The organism is Desulfogranum japonicum DSM 18378 (assembly GCF_000429945.1).
GTDB lineage: Bacteria > Desulfobacterota > Desulfobulbia > Desulfobulbales > Desulfobulbaceae > Desulfogranum > Desulfogranum japonicum.
Genome location: NZ_AUCV01000002.1, coordinates 238,425 through 258,480 on the forward strand (window position 1 = coordinate 238,425; position 20,056 = coordinate 258,480).

The 20,056-nt window shown below is 45.4% G+C and carries 21 protein-coding genes; 12 read left to right on the forward strand and 9 right to left on the reverse strand.

Annotation, left to right across the window (positions count from 1 at the left end):
- Positions 1-20: 20 nt before the first annotated feature.
- Positions 21-1,409: a sigma-54-dependent transcriptional regulator gene (locus G493_RS0103050; RefSeq protein ID WP_028579191.1), complete on the forward strand. Its 1,389-nt coding sequence runs from the start codon at positions 21-23 to the stop codon at positions 1,407-1,409.
- Between the two features lie 7 nt (positions 1,410-1,416).
- Here G493_RS0103050 and G493_RS0103055 read toward each other — a convergent pair whose 3' ends face one another.
- The 4 genes from G493_RS0103055 to lpxK all read right to left on the reverse strand — a co-directional run bounded on the left by G493_RS0103055 (position 1,417) and on the right by lpxK (position 5,580).
- Entirely contained in the window at positions 1,417-2,277 is an 861-nt protein-coding gene (locus tag G493_RS0103055; protein ID WP_028579192.1) for an NAD(+)/NADH kinase, read from the reverse strand.
- Positions 2,274-3,089, reverse strand: a complete 816-nt coding sequence (gene proC / locus G493_RS0103060) for a pyrroline-5-carboxylate reductase (RefSeq protein WP_028579193.1) — start codon at positions 3,087-3,089, stop codon at positions 2,274-2,276. The genes G493_RS0103055 and proC overlap by 4 nt, the downstream gene beginning before the upstream one ends.
- A gap of 148 nt (positions 3,090-3,237) precedes the next feature.
- The gene (gene lpxC, locus G493_RS0103065; RefSeq protein ID WP_028579194.1) at positions 3,238-4,239 is read right to left on the reverse strand and encodes a UDP-3-O-acyl-N-acetylglucosamine deacetylase; all 1,002 of its coding nucleotides are present in this window, start codon (positions 4,237-4,239) and stop codon (positions 3,238-3,240) included.
- Between the two features lie 276 nt (positions 4,240-4,515).
- Entirely contained in the window at positions 4,516-5,580 is a 1,065-nt protein-coding gene (gene lpxK / locus G493_RS0103070; protein WP_035273420.1) for a tetraacyldisaccharide 4'-kinase, read from the reverse strand.
- A 426-nt stretch (positions 5,581-6,006) separates the two neighbouring features.
- On the opposite strand from lpxK, the gene G493_RS0103075 reads away from it, so the two are divergent.
- The 8 genes from G493_RS0103075 to G493_RS0103110 all read left to right on the forward strand — a co-directional run bounded on the left by G493_RS0103075 (position 6,007) and on the right by G493_RS0103110 (position 14,124).
- Positions 6,007-7,158: a branched-chain amino acid ABC transporter substrate-binding protein gene (locus G493_RS0103075; protein WP_051308966.1), complete on the forward strand. Its 1,152-nt coding sequence runs from the start codon at positions 6,007-6,009 to the stop codon at positions 7,156-7,158.
- Positions 7,159-7,276: 118 nt separating this feature from the next.
- Complete coding sequence (locus tag G493_RS0103080) at positions 7,277-8,194, forward strand: branched-chain amino acid ABC transporter permease (RefSeq protein WP_028579197.1); 918 nt, start codon at positions 7,277-7,279, stop codon at positions 8,192-8,194.
- 346 nt (positions 8,195-8,540) lie between these two features.
- Positions 8,541-9,830, forward strand: a complete 1,290-nt coding sequence (locus tag G493_RS27555; protein WP_408608794.1) for an ABC transporter permease subunit — start codon at positions 8,541-8,543, stop codon at positions 9,828-9,830.
- A gap of 6 nt (positions 9,831-9,836) precedes the next feature.
- Complete coding sequence (locus tag G493_RS0103090) at positions 9,837-10,625, forward strand: ABC transporter ATP-binding protein (RefSeq protein ID WP_028579199.1); 789 nt, start codon at positions 9,837-9,839, stop codon at positions 10,623-10,625.
- Positions 10,618-11,325 (forward strand): ABC transporter ATP-binding protein, encoded by a 708-nt coding sequence (locus G493_RS0103095; protein ID WP_028579200.1) that lies wholly within the window; start codon positions 10,618-10,620, stop codon positions 11,323-11,325. Before G493_RS0103090 ends, G493_RS0103095 begins: the two co-directional genes overlap by 8 nt.
- A gap of 129 nt (positions 11,326-11,454) precedes the next feature.
- Entirely contained in the window at positions 11,455-12,426 is a 972-nt protein-coding gene (locus G493_RS27560; protein ID WP_035273315.1) for a Gfo/Idh/MocA family protein, read from the forward strand.
- 209 nt (positions 12,427-12,635) lie between these two features.
- Positions 12,636-13,823, forward strand: a complete 1,188-nt coding sequence (lpxB, locus tag G493_RS0103105; protein ID WP_232363705.1) for a lipid-A-disaccharide synthase — start codon at positions 12,636-12,638, stop codon at positions 13,821-13,823.
- Positions 13,813-14,124 (forward strand): Smr/MutS family protein, encoded by a 312-nt coding sequence (locus tag G493_RS0103110; RefSeq protein WP_028579202.1) that lies wholly within the window; start codon positions 13,813-13,815, stop codon positions 14,122-14,124. Before lpxB ends, G493_RS0103110 begins: the two co-directional genes overlap by 11 nt.
- On the opposite strand, the gene G493_RS0103115 is transcribed toward G493_RS0103110, so the two are convergent.
- Entirely contained in the window at positions 14,090-14,596 is a 507-nt protein-coding gene (locus G493_RS0103115; RefSeq protein ID WP_035273428.1) for a hypothetical protein, read from the reverse strand. The genes G493_RS0103110 and G493_RS0103115 overlap by 35 nt on opposite strands.
- A gap of 5 nt (positions 14,597-14,601) precedes the next feature.
- Entirely contained in the window at positions 14,602-14,880 is a 279-nt protein-coding gene (locus G493_RS0103120) for an HP0495 family protein (protein ID WP_028579204.1), read from the reverse strand.
- A gap of 115 nt (positions 14,881-14,995) precedes the next feature.
- Between G493_RS0103120 and G493_RS27565 the strand changes: the two genes are divergently transcribed.
- Both G493_RS27565 and yaaA read left to right on the forward strand, forming a co-directional pair.
- Entirely contained in the window at positions 14,996-15,898 is a 903-nt protein-coding gene (locus G493_RS27565) for a GGDEF domain-containing protein (RefSeq protein WP_084813399.1), read from the forward strand.
- Between the two features lie 21 nt (positions 15,899-15,919).
- Entirely contained in the window at positions 15,920-16,690 is a 771-nt protein-coding gene (gene yaaA, locus G493_RS0103130) for a peroxide stress protein YaaA (RefSeq protein WP_035273318.1), read from the forward strand.
- Between the two features lie 48 nt (positions 16,691-16,738).
- On the opposite strand, the gene G493_RS0103135 is transcribed toward yaaA, so the two are convergent.
- Together G493_RS0103135 and G493_RS0103140 are read right to left on the reverse strand one after the other, a co-directional pair.
- Positions 16,739-17,137, reverse strand: a complete 399-nt coding sequence (locus G493_RS0103135) for a TM2 domain-containing protein (protein ID WP_028579206.1) — start codon at positions 17,135-17,137, stop codon at positions 16,739-16,741.
- Positions 17,110-18,183 (reverse strand): glycoside hydrolase family 3 protein, encoded by a 1,074-nt coding sequence (locus G493_RS0103140; RefSeq protein WP_028579207.1) that lies wholly within the window; start codon positions 18,181-18,183, stop codon positions 17,110-17,112. The genes G493_RS0103135 and G493_RS0103140 overlap by 28 nt, the downstream gene beginning before the upstream one ends.
- A 230-nt stretch (positions 18,184-18,413) precedes the next feature.
- Here G493_RS0103140 and G493_RS0103145 point away from each other — a divergent pair, with 230 nt between their 5' ends.
- Positions 18,414-19,415, forward strand: a complete 1,002-nt coding sequence (locus tag G493_RS0103145; protein WP_051308968.1) for a GGDEF domain-containing protein — start codon at positions 18,414-18,416, stop codon at positions 19,413-19,415.
- A gap of 132 nt (positions 19,416-19,547) precedes the next feature.
- Here G493_RS0103145 and G493_RS0103150 read toward each other — a convergent pair whose 3' ends face one another.
- Positions 19,548-20,009 (reverse strand): pancreas/duodenum homeobox protein 1, encoded by a 462-nt coding sequence (locus tag G493_RS0103150; RefSeq protein WP_232363706.1) that lies wholly within the window; start codon positions 20,007-20,009, stop codon positions 19,548-19,550.
- Between the last annotated feature and the right edge of the window lie 47 nt (positions 20,010-20,056).

The following is a 20,056-nucleotide window of genomic DNA, read 5'->3' on the forward strand; positions in this document are numbered from 1 at the left end:
TACATACCCTAATAAAGCTTATGTACAGCATACTCGTTGTTGATGACGAACCTAATTATCAGATTATCCTCTCTGAAATTCTTCGTGATGAAGGATATGAGGTTTTTACTGCCGACAGTGGAGTTGCAGGCTTACCCATAGTGCGAGACACTGACATTGATCTGGTCATCTCAGACATGAAGATGCCGGGCATGGACGGCATTGAACTGCTGGCACAGATAAAAGAATTTAATCGCCATCTTCCTGTGATTCTTATAACAGCTTTTGCAGAAGTGGAAAAAGCCGTGGAGGCGATGAAATTAGGGGCATTTACCTATCTGGCAAAACCATTTTCCAATGAGCAGCTCCTTGCCAGTGTAAGCAAAGCCATTGAACATTATAATCTTGTTCGCGAAATCAGGCGATTGCGGGATGAAGTCACCCCAAGATCCGGCTTTGGCGGCATGATCGGTAAAAACCCGGCCATGCGTTCTGTTTACCAGCTCATCGAAAAGGTTGCTCCTACAACTTCGTCCGTATTGGTAACAGGGGAATCTGGCACAGGAAAAGAACTGGTTGCACGGGCTATTCACAACCTAAGCCCTCGAAAAGATGCCCCATTTATATCGGTTAACTGTGCAGCGCTCTCAGAGCACCTATTGGAAAGTGAACTTTTTGGCCACGAAAGAGGTGCTTTCACAGACGCAGTGGCTATGAGAAAAGGTCGTTTTGAACTTGCTGACAAAGGTACCCTTTTCCTGGATGAGATAGGGGAAATGCCGGTGTCCCTTCAGGCAAAACTCCTACGAGTCCTCCAGGAAAGGGCTTTTGAACGGGTGGGAGGGACAGTTACTCAAGAGGTAGATGTCCGCATACTGGCAGCGACAAATAAAGATTTGAAAGATGAAGTGGACAAAGGTAATTTCCGTGAAGATCTGTATTACCGCCTCAACGTTATCCATATTCATCTTGTTCCACTACGTGAACGAGTTGATGATATACCAGCCCTGGTCGCCCACTTTATACGCAAAAACGGTCAAAGCCTTGGCAAAGAACTTGATATCTCTCCAGACGCCCTGAGGTTGCTGGTGACCCTGCCCTGGGAAGGAAATGTCAGAGAGCTGGAAAACACCATAGAGCGTGCAGCAATTCTCTGTAATGGCAACCATATTGAAGCAGGTGATGTCCAACCAGACTCAGGGGTTTTCCATTCGGGACAGGAATGGAGCAGTGGCCTGGATTTGAATCAATTCATACCTGCAAACCTTAGCCTGGCTGAAATACTCAATGGTATAGAAGAAAAACTGGTGAGGCAGGCTTTGGAAGATGCGGGGCAAGTCCAGGCCCGTGCCGCCGAACAGTTGGGTATTACGAAAAGTCTTTTGCAGTACAAAATGAAGAAATACAAAATCCAGAAAAAGAAAAAATGAGGATCCTTCAACAGTGACGACAAACGAGTTGAGGAAGAGGAATATCAACCGTAGTACCACCCCAGTTGAGTTTATTACGTAAAATTGTAAAGTAGCTCTTTAAGGGAGAAGAGATGAGGCAAAGCGGCTTACTGGCCTTTTGCACCAGCAGATAGTCATTTTCTGATATTTTCCACTGTTGCTCACCGTCGACTATAACTTTCACCTCTCCTGCCGGAGCCAACAACTGAGTTGTAATTTTGCTTTCCGGGCCAAGCAGCACTGGACGTGATTCCAGCATAAACGGACAGATAGGGGTTACCACAATGGTATCCAGTTCACCATGTATTATGGGGCCTCCGGCAGAGAGATTGTATGCAGTGGACCCTGTCGGGGTGGCCATGATAAGGCCATCTGAACGATAGGTGGCAATATATTCCCTGTCTGCCCAGCAGCGGAGGCGAATCATCTGGTCTGTGCTATCCTTGACGATGACGACCTCGTTGAGCGCATAGACAGGCTCACATTTTTCACCGTCATCACCGTGGACTACCGCTGCTGCCAGCATAATGCGTTTTTCTATTCGAAAATCCCCTGCCAGAACAGTTTCCAGAGAATAATACATTTCATCGGCTGCAACTTCAGTCAGAAACCCAAGATTACCCAGGTTTACACCTAATACTGGAATATCGTTCGTGCTCGCCTGTCTGGCAACATGAAGCAATGTTCCGTCACCACCAAGTACAATAAGAATGTCCATATCCTCAGAGATGGTATTCAAGCTGGCCTGGATACCACGATCATCAAACCACCGCACCAACTCATGCCCAACCTGCTCAACATCAGGACTATCCGGACGAGTTACTATGCCCGCCAATCGTATATTCACGCACCAAGCTCCTTTGATCTATCTGCTGCGGCCTTGACACTGTCCATGCAGGCGGCACGCATACTGTACTGTTCCAACACCTGAATGCCACGAATCGTTGTGCCTCCCGGTGAAGTTACCTGCTCTTTTAAAACTGCTGGAGGCTTTCCACTTTCAATGGCAAGCTTAGCTGCACCATAAAAGGTATGCAGAATAAGCTGCTGGGCAACTGGCCGAGGTAACCCGGCAAGGACTCCTCCATCTATAAAACCGTCAATCAAGGAAAAAACATATCCGGGACCACTTCCACTGAGCCCGGTCACAGCATCAAGCTGGTACTCCGGAAGCTCAAGGCAACAACCCACTGCAGAAAAAATATCCTGGCAAAATTGTTTTTCATCACTACTTACTTGAGAATTTGCACTAAACGCACTGGCTCCAGCCTGAACAAGACATGGAGTATTTGGCATAACCCGGATGATTTTACTTGATTCAGGAAGACAGTTTTCCAATGCTTCAAGGGAAATACCTGCCATTATGGAAATAAGCATGTGATCTGATGTGAAACAGGGCCCGTATGCCGTAAGGACCTGTCCATATACCTGTGGTTTGACGGCAAGAATAAGGACTTGGCATGTGCGGCACAGTTCTTCTGCTGTTTCAGCAGCGCCAACACCATACGTATTACAGAGGTATTGAACACGATCACTGTCAGGATCTATCACTTTCACCTGACCCTTTTGAAGAAGCTCGGCCTGCAACATACCCAATATCAGGGCTTCGGCCATCTGCCCTCCACCTATCAAACCTACAGTTATCATTGTTGTATTCACTGGTCACCTGTATAGCTTCAATTATTCTGCGCAAAAAAAAACCGCCGGTTATAACCCGGCGGTTCCAGTATACTCACTCCTCAACACCTTGTCCATGCTATGCTGTGCTTAACATGTGCTTCGTTCTACTGCAAAAAAGAGAAAGAAATCACGCAGCACACGCAGGCTGCCGACCACCAACTGTTCGGTTTTTGGGGATAAGAAAGGGTTGCAGGCAGGATCCGGCGCTTCTGGTAGTGTTAACCACCTGACGAAATACTCCATCTCCCCTTTTCTGGAATTTAACATATTCCCAGCTGTCAGGATTTTGAGCTATTGTTTCCATGAGGCCCAGATGCAGTCCATGTCCAGATCTATCTGCTTTTATATGTCCTAACACAGGTGCACCCAACAACGCCATATCACCAATGACATCAAGGACTTTATGACGGATGAATTCATCGTCAAAGCGCAGTCCGTCTTCATTGAGAACAGAGTGTCTGTCCCAGTGAATTGCAATGGTATTTGCAAGAGTTCCACCGAGCGCCAGACCGTTCTTCCAGAGATATTCCACCTGTTCAACAAATCCAAAAGTTCTGGCAGAAGCTATTTCCCTGGCAAAACGCTCATGATTCACATCAATGGTATAGGTCTGTTCGTTGATAAGTGCATCTTCAAAGTGAATCCGCCCACTGATCCTAAAACCATCATAAGGTTCTATACTTATCGATTTACCGTCCTTTTCATAACTTAACGGTTTTGTGATTCGCAAAATTCGCCGCAAAGCGCGTTGTTTCACTTTTCCGCCTCTCCGCAAGAGATGCAGAAAAGGAAGAGCGCTACCATCCATAATGGGCACTTCATGGGAATCCAGATCAATTTCAGCATTATCTATACCCACAGCGCGTAAAGCAGCCATGAGATGCTCTGTTGTTGAAATTTTTGTAGCACCGTCCCCCAGAGTAGTCGCCAGGGTAGTATCAACAACATTTTCTGCCCGTGCAGGGATGGCTGGCTTACCGGCAAGATCTGAACGAACAAAACAAATCCCGGTATTGGCTGAAGCCGGTTTAATGCTCAAATTAACGGTACGTCCTGTATGTAACCCGACGCCACAACAGCTTACGGTTTTTTTCAAGGTATACTGATGAGGCTCTATGTGAGATACCATATTATATTCCTGTGGTATTTTATCTTCTATTACTAAAATATGTTTGTTTGGAAGAAGTATTTGCAAAAAATGGTCCACAAAACAAAAAGAACCATTTTTTGTACAGGAGTACAAATTTTTATACAGAAATTCGGGAGAATAAGCAACCTCTTACTTTCTTCAAAACCACTCATTGGTCACATGGACAGGTGTGTCAAAAAACACACATTTCAATAACATGCTAATAAATGTTGAAAAATCGACACACCTGAAATGTAGCAGTTGGACACTGTTCCGTCAGCCTTCCTTCTGATCCATGCGTCGTTTAATGGAGTCGAGAATCAATGTATCAAAGCCCTCATCAGGCTGTGCAGACATACGCAGGGAATATACCGGTACCGACAGTTCTGCATCGCGTAATTTTACTGCATCTTTTTCTGTCGTAATCACAAGTTGTGCCTGATTATGTTGCAGGGCCTTTTCAATCTGATTGATTTTGCCCGTATTATATGCGACGTGGTCTGGAAAGGATAATAACCCGGATATAGTAATACCCGCACTTGCCAGGGAAGATGCAAAGGCAGATGGCCTTGCAATGCCAGCAATCCCCAGGCTACGAACATCTGTCAAGCTTTTGAAATCTATGGGTTCCCCATTTTGCGCATTCACCATACCCACTGCGCTATAGCGTGAAAAACAGGTGGGTTTACCTGGAAACCTGCGAGATAATAGATCGGCAAACATTTTAGCTCTCTCTCTGTTATCTTCCCGAACATCAGTCAACACGAACGTATCTGCTCTTTTCAGGCTACTGACTGGCTCTCTGAGATGCCCTCCGGGAAAGACCCGTGAATTTCCTGCCAAAAAATCACTGTTAAACAAGACGATATTCAAGTCACGCTGAACTGCGAGGTGCTGAAAACCGTCGTCCAACACAATTACCCCGGCCCCCATCTCCACCGCTCTTTGTATGGGAAGCTTGCGAACTGCGCCGGTAAGTACAAACACTCCTGGAAGTTTTTCAGCAAGCAACCGAGGTTCATCTCCTGCTGTTAATGCATCAAGCTCAATATTCTTTCCATCGGATACCAGGTTCACAGCTTCCTTTGACCGGCCTCCATACCCTCTACTGACAATGGCAGGTTGCAAACCACTCTTTTGCAGTAGCTGGGCTACATGTTCGACCATTGGTGTCTTTCCTGTACCACCCAATGTAAGATTTCCTATGCTGATCACTGGCACAGATGGACGATATGTAGAAAAAATGCCCTTCCGATAACAACGTTCCCTGAGAAGCATCATGGAACTGTAAATTGGAGAAAAAGGCCTGCCAAAACTAAAATATAGAGAATTTGTATCCATGGGATGAATAATGTGAGCAGAAGAAAGAAAAGCAGAACAAAAAAACACCACAATGTGTTACTAGTCAATAGTGTTCATAAAAACAACACGCTTTGCCATAACAAAAAAAACCATTTAAATTCGAACATATAACGAGAAAACCTGTTTTCCAGATTGTTTTTCCTACGAAAAACACAACTATTTTCAGCTTATAAAAGTTACAACTGGGTCCCTTTCGAAATTGACAACTGTTATTTTTAGTACAAAATTTCCACTGAATGCGTTATGAAGAGCCATCAATCGATATCCATAATACCTCTATTATGGAGAGCCACTGACAAATACTTCCCATCACAAAGAATATCTGTCATGGGCTGATTTGCATTGCTTACGGGTAGACGAGGCAAGCATTTATACTGCATCCTCGTTTCCAGATGGATACAAACCATGTATACAGAAAAGGAGGAACATCACGTGTTGAAGCCTAAATCATTGCACTCGTTTCTTGCCGCATTTGCTTTTGCAACTGGCGTTAGTACAGGTGCCTTAGCTGCTGATACCATTACCATTGGTGTAGCCGGTGCACATAGTGGCGACCTTGCATCATACGGATTACCGACCGTAAAAGCAACTGAATTAGTTGTTAACGATATCAATGAGCAAGGCGGTATCAATGGCATGCAATTGAAAATGCTTGCTGAAGATGATGTCTGCAAACCTGAAATAGCAACCAACACAGCAACCAAACTGGTTTCTGAAAATGTGAATGTGGTCATTGGTCACATCTGTTCAGGAGCAACCAAGGCAGCATTACCCATTTACCGTGACGCCAATATCATTGTCATGTCACCCTCCGCCACAAACCCAGACCTTACACAGAGCGGCGATTACCCCAACTTTTATCGCACCATTGCCTCCGACGATCTCCAGGCACGGACAATGGTTGATTTTGTAACCGACAAACTCCATGCCCAGAAAGTCGCCATCATCCATGATAAAGGAGATTACGGTAAAGGCCTGGCTGAGTTTGCAAAAACATTTATCGAGCAGGCCGGCAAGATCGAAGTCGTACTGTTTGAGGGTGTGACACCTGGCGCGGTTGACTATTCTTCTGTTGTCCAGAAAATCAAGCGCAGCAAAGCTGATGCAGTTATATATGGTGGCTATCATCCCGAAGCATCAAAAATCGTGAGCCAAATGCGTAAAAAACGTCTGGAAACAGCTTTTCTCGGCCCTGACGGAGTTAAAGACGATACCTTTATCAAAGTGGCAGGAGCCAATGCTGAAGGCGTTTATGCTACAGGCCCGGCCGATGTATCACAAAATCCCCTCACGAAAAAGTACCGCCAGAAATTCATAGACCAGGAAGGTACTGATCCTGGGGCATTCTTTAACAACGCTGTGGCTGCAGCCCTTGCATTGACTTCTGCCATTGAAAAAGCCGGTTCCACCGACTCTGAAGCCATTGCCAACGCCCTGCACAATGAAACAGCTGAAACTCCTTTTGGTGCAATCAAGTTCGACGCCAGTGGTGAGCCCATTGGCATCGGTTTTATCATGTACCAGGTTAAAAACGGAGAATACGTTCAGGTACAGTAACGTACTATTGCTAGACGCAAACAATGCCTGGAGCCACTAAGTGGTTCCAGGCATTGTTGCTTTTACCGGAAAATTTTTCCCGCACTCATTTACCCTGCTCCGGAACGTAGCTGATATTATGGATTTTTTTGAACCGGATTACTTTATAGAATTACTTTTCAGTGGATTGACCAAAGGTGCCATCTACGCGCTTATTGCCTTAGGCTACACAATGGTTTATGGAATCATTGGCCTGATCAACTTTGCACACGGTGAAATATACATGATCGGTGCATTTACAGCACTGATCGTTTCTACCGTGCTCTCCATCTACGGCTTCCCACTGCTGGCAATTTTTATTCTTGCTGCCGTTGCCGCAGTAGTCTGGGCTTCAGCCTATGGATATACCATCGAACGTTTAGCATATCGTCCTTTACGCAATGCCCCCAGGCTTTCTCCATTGATTTCCGCCATAGGCATGTCAATATTTTTACAGAATTACGTCCTGCTAGCTCAGACGTCAGACTTTCAACCTTTTCCAGCCCTTGTTCCTGATTTCGCATTCATGGAACCTGTTGCACATATAGTGGGCAGCACAGATCTGGTTATCTTAGTTGTTTCCGTCATTGTCATGATTCTGCTTACGGTGATGATCAAATTCACTCGTACAGGTAAAGCCATGCGCGCCACAGCTCAGGACAAAAAAATGGCTTTGCTGGTTGGAATCAACGTGGACAATGTGATTTCTATTACATTTATCACCGGATCAGCGCTGGCAGCCATAGGCGGATTACTCATAGCCTCCCATGTTGGGCAAATCAATTTCTATATAGGATTCATTGCTGGTATAAAAGCTTTCACAGCTGCTGTTCTTGGCGGAATCGGTTCCATTCCAGGTGCGGTGTTGGGAAGTTTTATTCTAGGTCTCACAGAATCGTTTGCCACAGGCTATGTATCCAGTGACTATGAAGACGTATTTGCTTTCAGCTTACTGGTACTTATCCTGATTTTCAGGCCCGCTGGCTTGCTTGGCAAATCAACCATAGAAAAAGTTTAACTTTACACAAAAAGATCCAATGCTTCCCCTGAAAGATATTCGTAATGGGCTGATGGTCGCAGGCTGGTTTGTATTTCTGACTTTCCCCCTCATGGTAATAAAAGTAAATCCGGTCGAAAAGACAATCGTCTGGAGATGGCCAAACATGCTTTACGTGGCAGCAGGAAGTTTCATTGCCTACCTGTATGTCAAACTGGCACAGAAGAACAAAAAAGCAGCCATTCTTGTGGCGTGCTGGACAGCTTATCTTGCCCTTCCTCTTATCAGATACTTTATGTATCAGGATATAAGCATTCTTATTTGGGATACCACGACCAGTATATATGCTGCTGTTGGTGCCTTCCACATGATACTTACGTTGTGCCTGTTTCATAAGCATCATATACTTAGAAAGATACTTTCTGGAATATGGTTGCTTTTCATTGGTACTCCGGTGGTGATGCTCCTGGCACAGGCTGCCGGTAAAATTCTTCTTCCAAAAATTCCTGCCGCCCTGCATTTCCTGACTCCATTCATTATAACAATTGAACATATTCAATTCTGGAATTGGATACGTATACTTTGGGTGGCTCTTGCTTGTTATCTCCTGTATTCCTCTCTGCAGACATACCTGGCAAGCAAACGAAACATAATGCCAGACCACCTCACGAATGAACCTAAGATTCGTTGGAGCCAATATCTATATAAACGACCGGTTTACCTGCCACTTCTGACATTTTGCTCTACCTTCTTTCTACTATTCCCCCATCTTTTCTCAACCTATCAGGTCAACATCATGATCTCTGCATTGATGTATGTGGTATTAGGATTGGGATTGAATATTGTCGTGGGTGTTGCTGGATTGCTGGATCTTGGATATGTAGCCTTTTATGCTGTTGGAGCCTATTCATATGCACTCTTAAACATGCATTTTGACCTGGGCTTCTGGGTCGTCCTTCCCATTGGCGGCATTTTGGGTGCCTTTTTCGGAATTCTACTGGGTATCCCGGTTCTCCGCCTACGTGGCGATTATCTGGCCATCGTAACCTTGGGATTTGGAGAAATCATTCGACTTGTACTGGAAAACTGGAATGATTTTTCACAGGGGCCAAGCGGTATTTCCAACATCGATCGACCGCCTTTGCCGGGTGTTGACCTCTCCCTGGAAGGGTCTATAGTCTACATGTACTACCTGACCATTGTTATGGTAATTTTTACCATTTTCGTCGTCAATCGCCTTCAGGATTCCCGCATAGGACGTGCCTGGTTTGCGTTGCGTGAAGATGAAATTGCCTGTCAGGCCATGGGTATCGATAAAATGAAAACCAAACTCACTGCCTTTGCTCTCGGTGCCACCTGGGCAGGGATGGTAGGTGTGCTTTTTGCGGCTAAAACCACTTTTGTCAATCCGGCAAGTTTTACCTTTCTCGAATCAGCCATCATACTGTGTATCGTAGTGCTTGGAGGTATGGGGTCTATTGTTGGAGTCATCATAAGTGCCCTGGTTCTGATCCTGATGCCTGAATACCTTCGGGCATTCTCTGATTACCGTATGCTTGTCTTTGGAGCTGTATTAGTCATCATGATGGTCTTTAAACCACGTGGACTTATCTCATCAGTACGTAGAACATATACCATTAATGACGAAACCCTTTAAAGCGCCATGGAACCTCTATTAAATGTACAAAAACTGACTATGGACTTCGGAGGAATTCGAGCCATAGACCGCCTGGATGTCCAGGTTCATGCTGGCCAGATAGTTGCCCTCATCGGACCAAATGGCGCAGGAAAAACCACCTTTTTCAACTGTATAACCGGTATTTACAAACCTACTGCAGGGCATATCCTCCTACAACCTCCCGGAAAAAAACAAAAACGCCTGAATGGACTGAAGCCAAACAAGGTAACTGAGCAGGGGTTAGCGAGAACGTTTCAGAACATCCGGCTGTTTCCCAACATGACTGTGCTGGAAAATGTTATGATCGGTATGCATTGTCGAACCAATGCCAAAATATTCGGCGCGATTTTCCGCAATCCTCAGACCAGAAAAGAGGAGCAATATATCGTAGACCACAGTTATTCCATCTTGAAGAAGGTAAGGTTACAGACCTTTGCCAACGAATACGCCAAAAATTTACCTTATGGTGCACAAAGAAGACTGGAAATAGCCAGAGCGTTGGCCACAGATCCTTTCATGCTCTTACTTGATGAACCTGCTGCCGGTATGAATCCCCAGGAAACGCTGGAACTGGACAATCTCATCACCCAGATCCGTGATGAAGGCCTGGCCATCTTATTGATCGAACATGATATGAAATTGGTAATGTCCATATCTGATTATATTTTTGTGGTCGATTATGGCAAAAAAATAGCCGAGGGCACACCGGAAGAAATTGCGCAAAATCCTGCTGTGATCAAAGCGTACCTGGGGGAGGACGTTGAACATGCTTGAAGTACGAAACCTGGATACCTATTACGGCAATATTCAGGCTCTGCATGACATAAGTCTGCATGTTGAAGAAGGAGAAATTATCACTCTCATCGGTGCAAACGGTGCGGGAAAATCTACCACCCTGATGTCTATCAGTGGCATTGTTCCTCCCAGAAAAGGTGAAATTCTTTTCCAGGGAGACCCCATCCATGAATTGCCTCCCAACCATATTGTCAGCCTGGGCATTTGTCAGGTTCCTGAAGGCCGGCACATTTTTCCCGACCTTACAGTTGCTGAAAATCTTGACATGGGCGCTTTTCTTCGCAATGATAAAAAACAGATAGCACGAGATCTTGATTACCTTTACGACCTTTTTCCCATACTGAGAAAACGTCGTCATCAACCAGGAGGTAATCTTTCCGGAGGAGAGCAACAGATGCTTGCCATTTCCAGGGCACTCATGGCTCACCCCAAACTCCTCCTCCTTGATGAACCATCCATGGGATTAGCGCCGCTGGTCACAAGACAAATTTTCGACATCATCAAAAAAATCAACCAGGAACAGAATACAACCATATTTTTGGTTGAACAAAATGCGAATTTAGCGCTAAAAGTAGCTGACCGGGGATACGTTCTGGAAAATGGTCATATTACCCTGCATGATCGTGCCGATGCACTACTTGCAAACAAGGATGTACAAAAAGCATATCTGGGCATGTGAACCGGGGAGGAAAGAAAACTTTCCAATTTGCAATATCCTTACCAAAAGGTAAGCCAGGGGACAGCGCAATGAGTCATCTCATGCACTGTCCTTTCTTCATTTGTATTACATTAAGAAGGTTTAAATAACGTGAGTACCCTTAAAGTAGGAGTTATAGGTGTTGGTTATCTTGGTCGTTTCCATGCACAGAAATACCAGGCCATGGAAGATGTCGACCTTGTGGCTGTAGTGGATACAGACTATAGCACAGCACAAAGAGTTGCAGAAGAATGTCAGTGTGATGCACTGAACGATATAGACACACTCCTGACAAAAGTGGATGCGGTTTCCATTGTCGTCCCAACCAGTTTTCACCATCAGGTAGCCAAACAATGTCTCCAGGCAGGAATCGATGTTCTGGTAGAAAAGCCCTTCACGGTTACACTTGAGGAAGCAGACGAACTCATTGCCCTTGCAGCTGAAAACAAGCGTGTCCTCCAGGTCGGCCATCTGGAACGATTCAACCCTGCTGTTATTGCCATGCAGCCCTTGTTAAACAATCCTCTGTTCATTGAAGCGCATCGTATCTCTGTCTTCAAGGACAGAGGCACCGACGTGGACGTGGTATTGGACCTGATGATTCATGACATCGATATCATTCTTTCCGTTGTTAATGCCCCCATTGAGACAATACATACTGTAGGTTCACCCGTTATAACGAAAACAACCGACATTGCCAATGCCCGTATAATATTTGCAAACGGTTGTACGGCGAATGTCACTGTAAGCCGTATCTCTCTGGATAATATGCGACGCATGCGTATCTTTCAGCCTGGGCGCTATATGTCTGTGGACTTTGGTAAAAAAGAAGTAATGTCCGTTGAATTGAAAGACAATGCGCAATCCCCCTTCCCTCTTCCAGACATTAAAAAGCACGGATTCAGCGAGCAAGACATCCTTGAACTGGAACTTACTGATTTCATTAAACATGTTCGCCAGCGGACACGTCCACTGGTATCTGGTGAGGAAGGACGGCGTGCCCTGGAAGTTGCCCTGGAAGTGGTCAAACAGATTACAGAAAACCGCAAAAAAGTCAGTGAGTCACTCGGCAATGCTATCTAGTGTCTGTCAATAAAGATTTTTGTTCGAGAGCAGGTAAGCGAAGACTCCGAGGCATCTTCACAATTTTACCACAGACATATAGCTGATATCAGGCATTACGCTGACTTCCAAGGATAAAATCTTGAAGACAACACAGCTATCGAGAAAAAAGATTCTGTATGGATAGGCATATCTAGGAGTCTGTTAACTATACCACCATATAACAGCACATGGACACCCCTTTAACCAACATGCCCACTTCGTCAAGACATGTCATGATCGTTGCTGGAGAGGCGTCAGGAGACCTGCACGGAGCCAATCTGATCAGGGCATTACTGGAAAAAAATCCCGGCATTACCGTTAGCGGTATGGGTGGCCGGGAGCTGGCCTCTGCAGGAGTAGATATCCTTTTTGACGCAGCCAGAATTGCTGTTGTAGGTGTCTTTGAGGTACTCAGCCATTTAAAAGATATTCTCCTTGCCAGAAAAATTCTCAAAAGCGAGATGCTTAATAAAAAACCGGCTGTTCTTATTCTCATAGACTACCCGGATTTCAATATGCTACTGGCTAAGCAGGCTAAGGCTCTTGGAATACCGGTGCTCTATTATATCAGTCCCCAAATATGGGCCTGGAGGAAAAAACGCGTGCATACCATAGCGCGCCTTACCGATACGGTTGCGACAATCCTTCCTTTTGAACAGGATTTCTATCGGCAGTTCGGGTATGAAGTGGAATATGTAGGGCATCCCCTTTTGGACACGGTTGTACCTAAAGCTTCACCGGAGCAGTTCAAACAGTCGTTGAATATCCCAGAGGAAAACGTGCTCGTCGGTTTGTTCCCTGGCAGCAGGACCAAGGAAATAAAAACCCTGCTGCCGATTTTTCTGGAATCGGCGAAACACCTGCATGACCACATGCAGTCGCCAATCACCTTTATCCTTCCCCAGGCTTCAACGATACCTAGAGACTTACTTGAGGCAAATGGCCTGAGCGACCTGCCCGCTGACCTAGACCTTCGGGTAACAACAGAAGACAGATATACAGTAATGGCGGCATGCGAGGCCGCCGTAGCGGCGTCCGGTACCGTTACCCTTGAATTGGCCATAACAAAGACACCAACGGTGATCTGTTACCGCGTTACAAATATGACCTATCTGCTGGGAAGGCTGCTGATACGGAACCTGCGTTTTTTTTCACTTGTAAATCTCATTGCAGACCAGGAAGTTCTCCCGGAACTGCTTCAGGACCAGGTGCAGGCCGACAACATAGTGCAACATCTCACACGAATGCTTGAAGACGATGTGTACCGCAAGAATCTTGACGATCACTTTACCCGAATACATGAAAAACTCGGGAATGCCGGGGCCTCAGGCAGGGTTGCGGACCTTGTCCTGGAGATGATGGGCCATGGAAGATAAACCTCACGGGGCAGATGGCGAGGCTGTTCATGTTCCCATTGACGGGGTTCTTGACCTGCACTCTTTCAGCCCCAGGGATCTTAAATACCTTATTCCGGATTACCTGGATGAGTGCCTGAAAAAAGGTATTTTCCATGTACGAATAATCCACGGCAAAGGTACCGGAAACCTGCGCCGAACAGTACACGCTCTGCTTGAGAGACACCCCGATGTAATCAGCTATAAACTTGGCGATGAATCAAGTGGATCATGGGGCGCAACCCTGGTCACCCTTCAGGCTGCGAAACATCCTCCTGCATAGGTTCCACCAGGCCATGATGTACAGCCAATGAACGTACGGAAAGCATAAATGTTGAAGGCATAGGGAGTGCACGTTCCTCCTGCAACAGCCCCAGAGTTTTTGCCATGAGCAGGGAAGGTATGGAATGAACGCCTTCCTGGTTGTCACAGATGGTCTGCATACGCAGGGCATCTGTGAGGTACGGACAAAGCACCTGGAGGCTGGTAGCCAACTGGCGGAGTTCCTCTTCGACCATGTCCCGATGCTGACGGTGATATATGCTTACTTCAGGGTCTGAAGGCTCAGTACCAAAAAGATTATTAATCACAGCTCCTGCAAGTTGCCGCTGCTCCTGCAGTGCAAGTTCCTGCTTTCGTTCAGCTATATCCGTTACCAGAACCTTATAAGCTACCATCTGCACAGTGGTAATTGCTTCACGAATCACCGGGATAAGCTTCTTGCTTACCCTTGGTTCTCCATTTTGTGTTTCCATTTGTTTCATAAGACTACTTTTACATCCGGGTGTTGCACCAGTTCATCATAGAGTGAGAGCCTGTGTGATTCTGTTTCAACCACGAGTTCAAGATTCATACTGATGTATTTTCCTCCTGAACTGGTGTTGGAATGAGTTAGAAGAAAGGAGGCACCTTTAACAGCTGTAAACACTGCCTCCTCTATTGCCTCTCGACTGTATCCGATAATTTTATATTGCCAGGCAGTGGGATATTCAATTTCCGGTTTGCAGTCACAGGTCTGGTTTGAAAGTATTTTCTTCATGGGCGGTTCTATACCTCAGCTTGGCAGGGAAAACAATGTTAAAATTTGCCTTTGGGAATGGGCGATGGCGATGCTATAGTAGAGCAAATCATATTATTGTACACGGTAAACATTTATGTCACACACACTACTATTTATTCAACCAAATTCTCATATCCTCGATTTAATCAAATCTATTCCGGATAGTTACACTATCTTGACGGCATCATCCTTAAAGGAAGCACAAACTTTGATGACCAGGGACTGCGCAATGCTCTTTGTTGCATATGCCGACATCAAAGATACGATGGACAGTATTCACGAGTTACCCAACTCACAAACCCTGATTGTCTTCCACGCCGCCCATGATGAACTGGAACAGGCATTGCGCGATCTCAATTTCAGGGCTCTCTATCGAGTGATTACAGACTCTGCAAGCGAAGCCGAATTTCAAAGCATTATCCAATCTGGGAGCTGCATATATAACCGAAGAGTGGAAGTGGAAGAACTGCGTCAGGAGGTCCTTGAACTGAACAGACAGGACAAACTGACAGGTTGCTGCAATCGAAACTATGGCACTGAGCAGTTACATCACAATCTGAAGCGTGCTATCCGGCATGGTCAGTATCTTTCTGTCGTACTGGCAGACATTGATTCCCTCAAAGGCATCAATGAATGCTACGGCCATGATGCCGGGGATACTGTACTTATTTCCTTTGTACAACACATACAAGCCCAGCTACGATCAGATATCGATGTAATCTGTCGCTGGGGAGAGGATGAATTTCTTATCATACTCCCGGAGACCAATATCCAGGGCGCTGGAAAAGTTGCTGATAGACTCAGGGTATCGTTAGGTGAGCACAATATCGATATTGGCAAAAAAATGATACATGCCCATGCCAGCTTTGGTGTTTCCGGTTTTGCCCCTGAAGACAAATATCGCAACTGTACAAACGACAGTTTGATGCTTATCGTTCGCAGGTGCCTTATGCAGGCAAAAGCTGCTGGAGGCGATACTGTGCTCTGTTGCCCCTGAACCATTTCTTCTCCAGATACCATGCTTGTACTCTCTCCATCCAAAGGACAGAACTTTGAGGATCAGAGTTGTGTCAAAAAATACACACATCCAGATTTTCTCAAACAATCTGAAGAGCTTATAACACTGTTGCGTCGTTTCAACAGAGAACAGTTGCAGGATCTTATGGATATCAGCGAGGATCTTGCAGCTTTGAATATGAAACGATACCAGACTTTTCAGGTTCCTTTTACGCCTGAAAATGCCAAACAGGCTTTTTGTGCATTTAGCGGTGATGTCTATTCTGATATTGACGTAGAGAACTATACTCCTGAGGATTTGGAATTTGCCCAGAAGCATGTACGAATTCTTTCAGGCCTGTACGGATGCCTGCGCCCCCTTGATCTTATTCAGCCTTATCGACTGGAAATGAAAACACGATTGAGCAATGACAAGGGAAACACGCTTTATGCCTTTTGGGGAACGCGCATTGCCGAAGCAATGAATAATTGGGCAGTCGAAAGTGGGTCAAAGGTGCTGTTTAATCTGGCCTCATCTGAATATTTTAAAGTAATTCGGAATAAAGCCCTTCAAGTACCGGTAGTTGATATCCTGTTTAAAGATGAAAAAGCAGGAAAGCTGCGTACCATCGCTATATATGCCAAGCGGGCCCGTGGAAAAATGGCGAATTACATCATTCAAAAAAAGGTAACCGAGCCTGGACAATTACAGAAATTTAATGGTTACGGCTACATATATGACAAAAATCTGTCATCCCCGCAGCAAATGGTATTTACCCGTATACAGCCTTAGTCACATCTTCTTCACAGTGAGTTTCATTTTTCCCGGCCAACGCAGATATCAATTCTCACTACCGTTAACAACGGTAATCTGGTCGTTTAAAGTCCACAAATCATAAAGAAGCCCCAAACCAAATAGACCAAGAGTGAAAAGATAAAGAATACCGGTGAACCACTTGCCCATGTACATGCGATGAATACCGAACGCGCCCAGAAAAGCGAGAAGGAGCCAGGCGATAGTATAATCAATCGGACCTGGGATAAAGCGTATATCAGCCTCTCTATCCATACCGGGTATTAAAAAAAGATCAATAATCCAACCAACAAACAGAATACCCAACGTAAAGAAGTAGATGGTTCCGGAAATCGGTCTTCCATAGTAAAAGCGGTGTGCACCTAAAAAACCGAAGCACCATATGATATATCCCACCACTACGCTGTGGGTTGACTGCTGTTCCATGGTAATGCTCCCTTTATTCGCTCTTTGAATTGTCTGATCTTCTGGATTGACTGCTGTACACGGTGCTCATCGATCTTGCCGTTGTCAATCAGCTCCAGGACCGCATTCACCCCTTCCTTCAGGGCATTGTCCTGAAACCCGAGGTTGTTGCCGACCACAAGGACATCCACACCTGCCAGCACAGCTTTCTGAACAGCCTCTCTGTAGGTCCAGCCATTAGTGATGGCCCTCATCTGCAGATCATCACTAAATATTACCCCTGTAAATCCCAATCGTTCTCGAAGCAAACCGGTAAGGACAGCCCAGGACAAAGTAGCAGGTATTCCTGCAGGTTCCAAACCGGTATGGACAAGGTGAGCCGTCATGACGCCATCGCAGAACCCATGTTCTATCAAACGCTGAAAAGGAATAAGTTCCTCCTGCTTCCAACAATGGGTAACATCCACAAACCCCTTATGCGAATCCTGTCCTGCACTACCGTGTCCTGGAAAATGTTTCAAACAGCAGCCGATTCCGCATTGATGATGCTCATTGATGAAGATTTTGGACATGGTAACAACCGTATCTGCATCCGGACCAAAGCTTCTGCCAAACTTTGCAATAATTGGATTTTCCTTGTTTATTGCCATGTCCACAACAGGCGCAAAATTCAGATTGATGCCACCTGCTGACAAGGTTTCAGCAATCTTGGCAGCATGCCTTTGCGTTACCTCGCTTCCCCCTGCTGCCATATCAGCAGCCCCACAAATTTCCGGAAAACCGTCACACTTTTTAAGGCGACAAACAGCTCCTCCTTCCTGATCTACCGCAATAAACAAGAGAGAATCACTGATTTCCTGCAATTTGCCAGTCAAGTGCTGTAAGGACTCCATGGAATCAAAATTCTGAACAGACCTGTCAATATTGCGATCAAACAGCAAAACCCCGCCAAGATTGCGCTCTGCTATGTCCCTGTGCAGCCAATGGTGTTCATCTATGGTCTGACCACGAAAACCAACCATGAACATCTGACCCAGAAATTTGACACTCTCATCATATGTGTCCATCTAGAACCTCCACTCTTTACTTGTGGTTAAAAGACAGCTAAAAATCGTCAAAAATATGACAACAAACACACAGCTCACATCACTTTCACATACGCCGCTGCTGAACCAGCAATAACATATTGATATAACATAAGAAAAAACATTCCACCATTGGGCACATTTTTCGCTTGTATTTAAGGTAACGTTATTTGGTTGTCTATCTGATTACAGCATAAGAGAGGAAAATACTTATGAATGCCACCATATTTGAAAGAGAGCAGCATGGAGACCTGGCACACCTTGTAAGTACCTTACAGTCTGAAATTGATAGATATAAAAGGCAAGCAAAAAACCTCACCAGGATGAACTCGCTCCATCAACGAATGGCATCAATTCTAGACTTGCCTTCCATGATTGAAAAATATTCAATCTGGCTTATGGAATACGTTCAACACGATTTATTCGGATTCAACAACCCTTGCCTGCAACGGTTGCATATGTATTGCTCCCATCATGGCCCGAGAAGACGTCAATCCATTTCTTTGGCAGAACTTCTCCTCAGACGGCTTGATCAGTATCCCATGTCTGAGCAACTAGACAACTTATATGCGTGCAAATGGGCCATTCAACGTGAACAGACGTGCGAAGGGCTCGTGTTTGTTCGCATGGATACTCCTTTTTCCCGGGAAGAACTTCAGTTTATAGAAGATACACTGCCTGTTCTGTCTGACACGCTAAGAAGAGCCCTTGAATTTGAAAAAATTTTCACCCAGAATCGGGAAGACCCGCTCACGGGATTACCCAACAGGGTTGTATTTGAAGAACGTATGCCCATCGCCATGGAGCAAGCCCGAAGGCATGGCCACCCGCTAAGCCTCGCAGCACTGGACCTGGACCACTTCAAGTCCGTAAACGATGCAATGGGTCATCTCATAGGAGACAAAGTTCTTAAAAATGTATCACGGGCAATGAATAATGAAATCAGGCAAACAGACCTTCTCGCCAGGATGGGTGGTGACGAGTTTTTACTCGTCATGCCCGATACCACCATCAAGGAAGCAGCTGTCCTGGCACAACGATTATGCAACGCCGTCAAATCCCTTAATATCCATGCTGCCCAAAAAACACTGGGGGTAAGCATAGGACTTGCGGAATGGGACCTGCCTCTCAGTCAGGATCAATGGATTGAACTGGCTGATAATAGATTATATCAAGCTAAGGCCAATGGTAAATCTCAGGTTCTCTATCATTAAGAAGCAACCCGTCTGCTGGAAAAGCACAAGAACCTACTACATCCTTTTCTGAAGAGAGGAAAACCACCCAATACTATAGACGCAAAATCAAACGGCCCGATTTGATAAAAAACTTCAATCGTGCTCCACGGCTTACTCTTTCTGTCGCACAGAAATGACAAGTGGGATTTTGTGCAGGCGGTTACTCACTTGTTTTGTAGAACCCAGTTTCCACTCTTCACATGTCATCGTATCCCCCATGGTGGCGCTAATATCTTTGACAAGTCCTGCGACATTGATAATTGGATGTCTGGAAAAGACTTCAGGCAAGCCATAGGTCAGATTACATGCAAGACAACGGCCTGGCCGCTCATGCAGTTCAAGAAAAAAATGAAGCGTCGAGTCAGCTTCATCAAAACGGTCAAATGCCAGGGCGATATCAAAAGCCCCCTCCTCGGCATCACCAAACAGTGCATCAAAAAAGTCGTCGCTCTTGGTTGCTGGAAAAAGCTTCAGGAGCGCATCCTCGCTAAATATTTCTGCTACATTGGACATAACTGCATTTCCCGGTATGAAAATTTCACAGTCAGCAGTGTGCTGCTGGCTGGTTATCATGCTTGCCTCGTAAATGTTGTATTTAATCTGCAACATAGACACTGTCA

What these genes read in the sequence shown, in the direction of transcription:
- G493_RS0103050 (WP_028579191.1), top strand. Translation starts at nt 21, where the DNA reads ATGTACAGCATACTCGTTGTTGATGACGAACCTAATTATCAGATTATC.
- lpxC (WP_028579194.1), bottom strand. Translation starts at nt 4,239, where the DNA reads ATGGTATCTCACATAGAGCCTCATCAGTATACCTTGAAAAAAACCGTA.
- lpxK (WP_035273420.1), bottom strand. Translation starts at nt 5,580, where the DNA reads ATGGATACAAATTCTCTATATTTTAGTTTTGGCAGGCCTTTTTCTCCA.
- G493_RS0103075 (WP_051308966.1), top strand. Translation starts at nt 6,007, where the DNA reads ATGTATACAGAAAAGGAGGAACATCACGTGTTGAAGCCTAAATCATTG.
- G493_RS0103080 (WP_028579197.1), top strand. Translation starts at nt 7,277, where the DNA reads ATGGATTTTTTTGAACCGGATTACTTTATAGAATTACTTTTCAGTGGA.
- G493_RS27555 (WP_408608794.1), top strand. Translation starts at nt 8,541, where the DNA reads ATGATACTTACGTTGTGCCTGTTTCATAAGCATCATATACTTAGAAAG.
- G493_RS0103090 (WP_028579199.1), top strand. Translation starts at nt 9,837, where the DNA reads ATGGAACCTCTATTAAATGTACAAAAACTGACTATGGACTTCGGAGGA.
- G493_RS0103095 (WP_028579200.1), top strand. Translation starts at nt 10,618, where the DNA reads ATGCTTGAAGTACGAAACCTGGATACCTATTACGGCAATATTCAGGCT.
- lpxB (WP_232363705.1), top strand. Translation starts at nt 12,636, where the DNA reads ATGGACACCCCTTTAACCAACATGCCCACTTCGTCAAGACATGTCATG.
- G493_RS0103110 (WP_028579202.1), top strand. Translation starts at nt 13,813, where the DNA reads ATGGAAGATAAACCTCACGGGGCAGATGGCGAGGCTGTTCATGTTCCC.
- G493_RS0103115 (WP_035273428.1), bottom strand. Translation starts at nt 14,596, where the DNA reads ATGGAAACACAAAATGGAGAACCAAGGGTAAGCAAGAAGCTTATCCCG.
- G493_RS0103120 (WP_028579204.1), bottom strand. Translation starts at nt 14,880, where the DNA reads ATGAAGAAAATACTTTCAAACCAGACCTGTGACTGCAAACCGGAAATT.
- G493_RS27565 (WP_084813399.1), top strand. Translation starts at nt 14,996, where the DNA reads ATGTCACACACACTACTATTTATTCAACCAAATTCTCATATCCTCGAT.
- yaaA (WP_035273318.1), top strand. Translation starts at nt 15,920, where the DNA reads ATGCTTGTACTCTCTCCATCCAAAGGACAGAACTTTGAGGATCAGAGT.
- G493_RS0103135 (WP_028579206.1), bottom strand. Translation starts at nt 17,137, where the DNA reads ATGGAACAGCAGTCAACCCACAGCGTAGTGGTGGGATATATCATATGG.
- G493_RS0103140 (WP_028579207.1), bottom strand. Translation starts at nt 18,183, where the DNA reads ATGGACACATATGATGAGAGTGTCAAATTTCTGGGTCAGATGTTCATG.
- G493_RS0103145 (WP_051308968.1), top strand. Translation starts at nt 18,414, where the DNA reads ATGAATGCCACCATATTTGAAAGAGAGCAGCATGGAGACCTGGCACAC.
- G493_RS0103150 (WP_232363706.1), bottom strand. Translation starts at nt 20,009, where the DNA reads ATGATAACCAGCCAGCAGCACACTGCTGACTGTGAAATTTTCATACCG.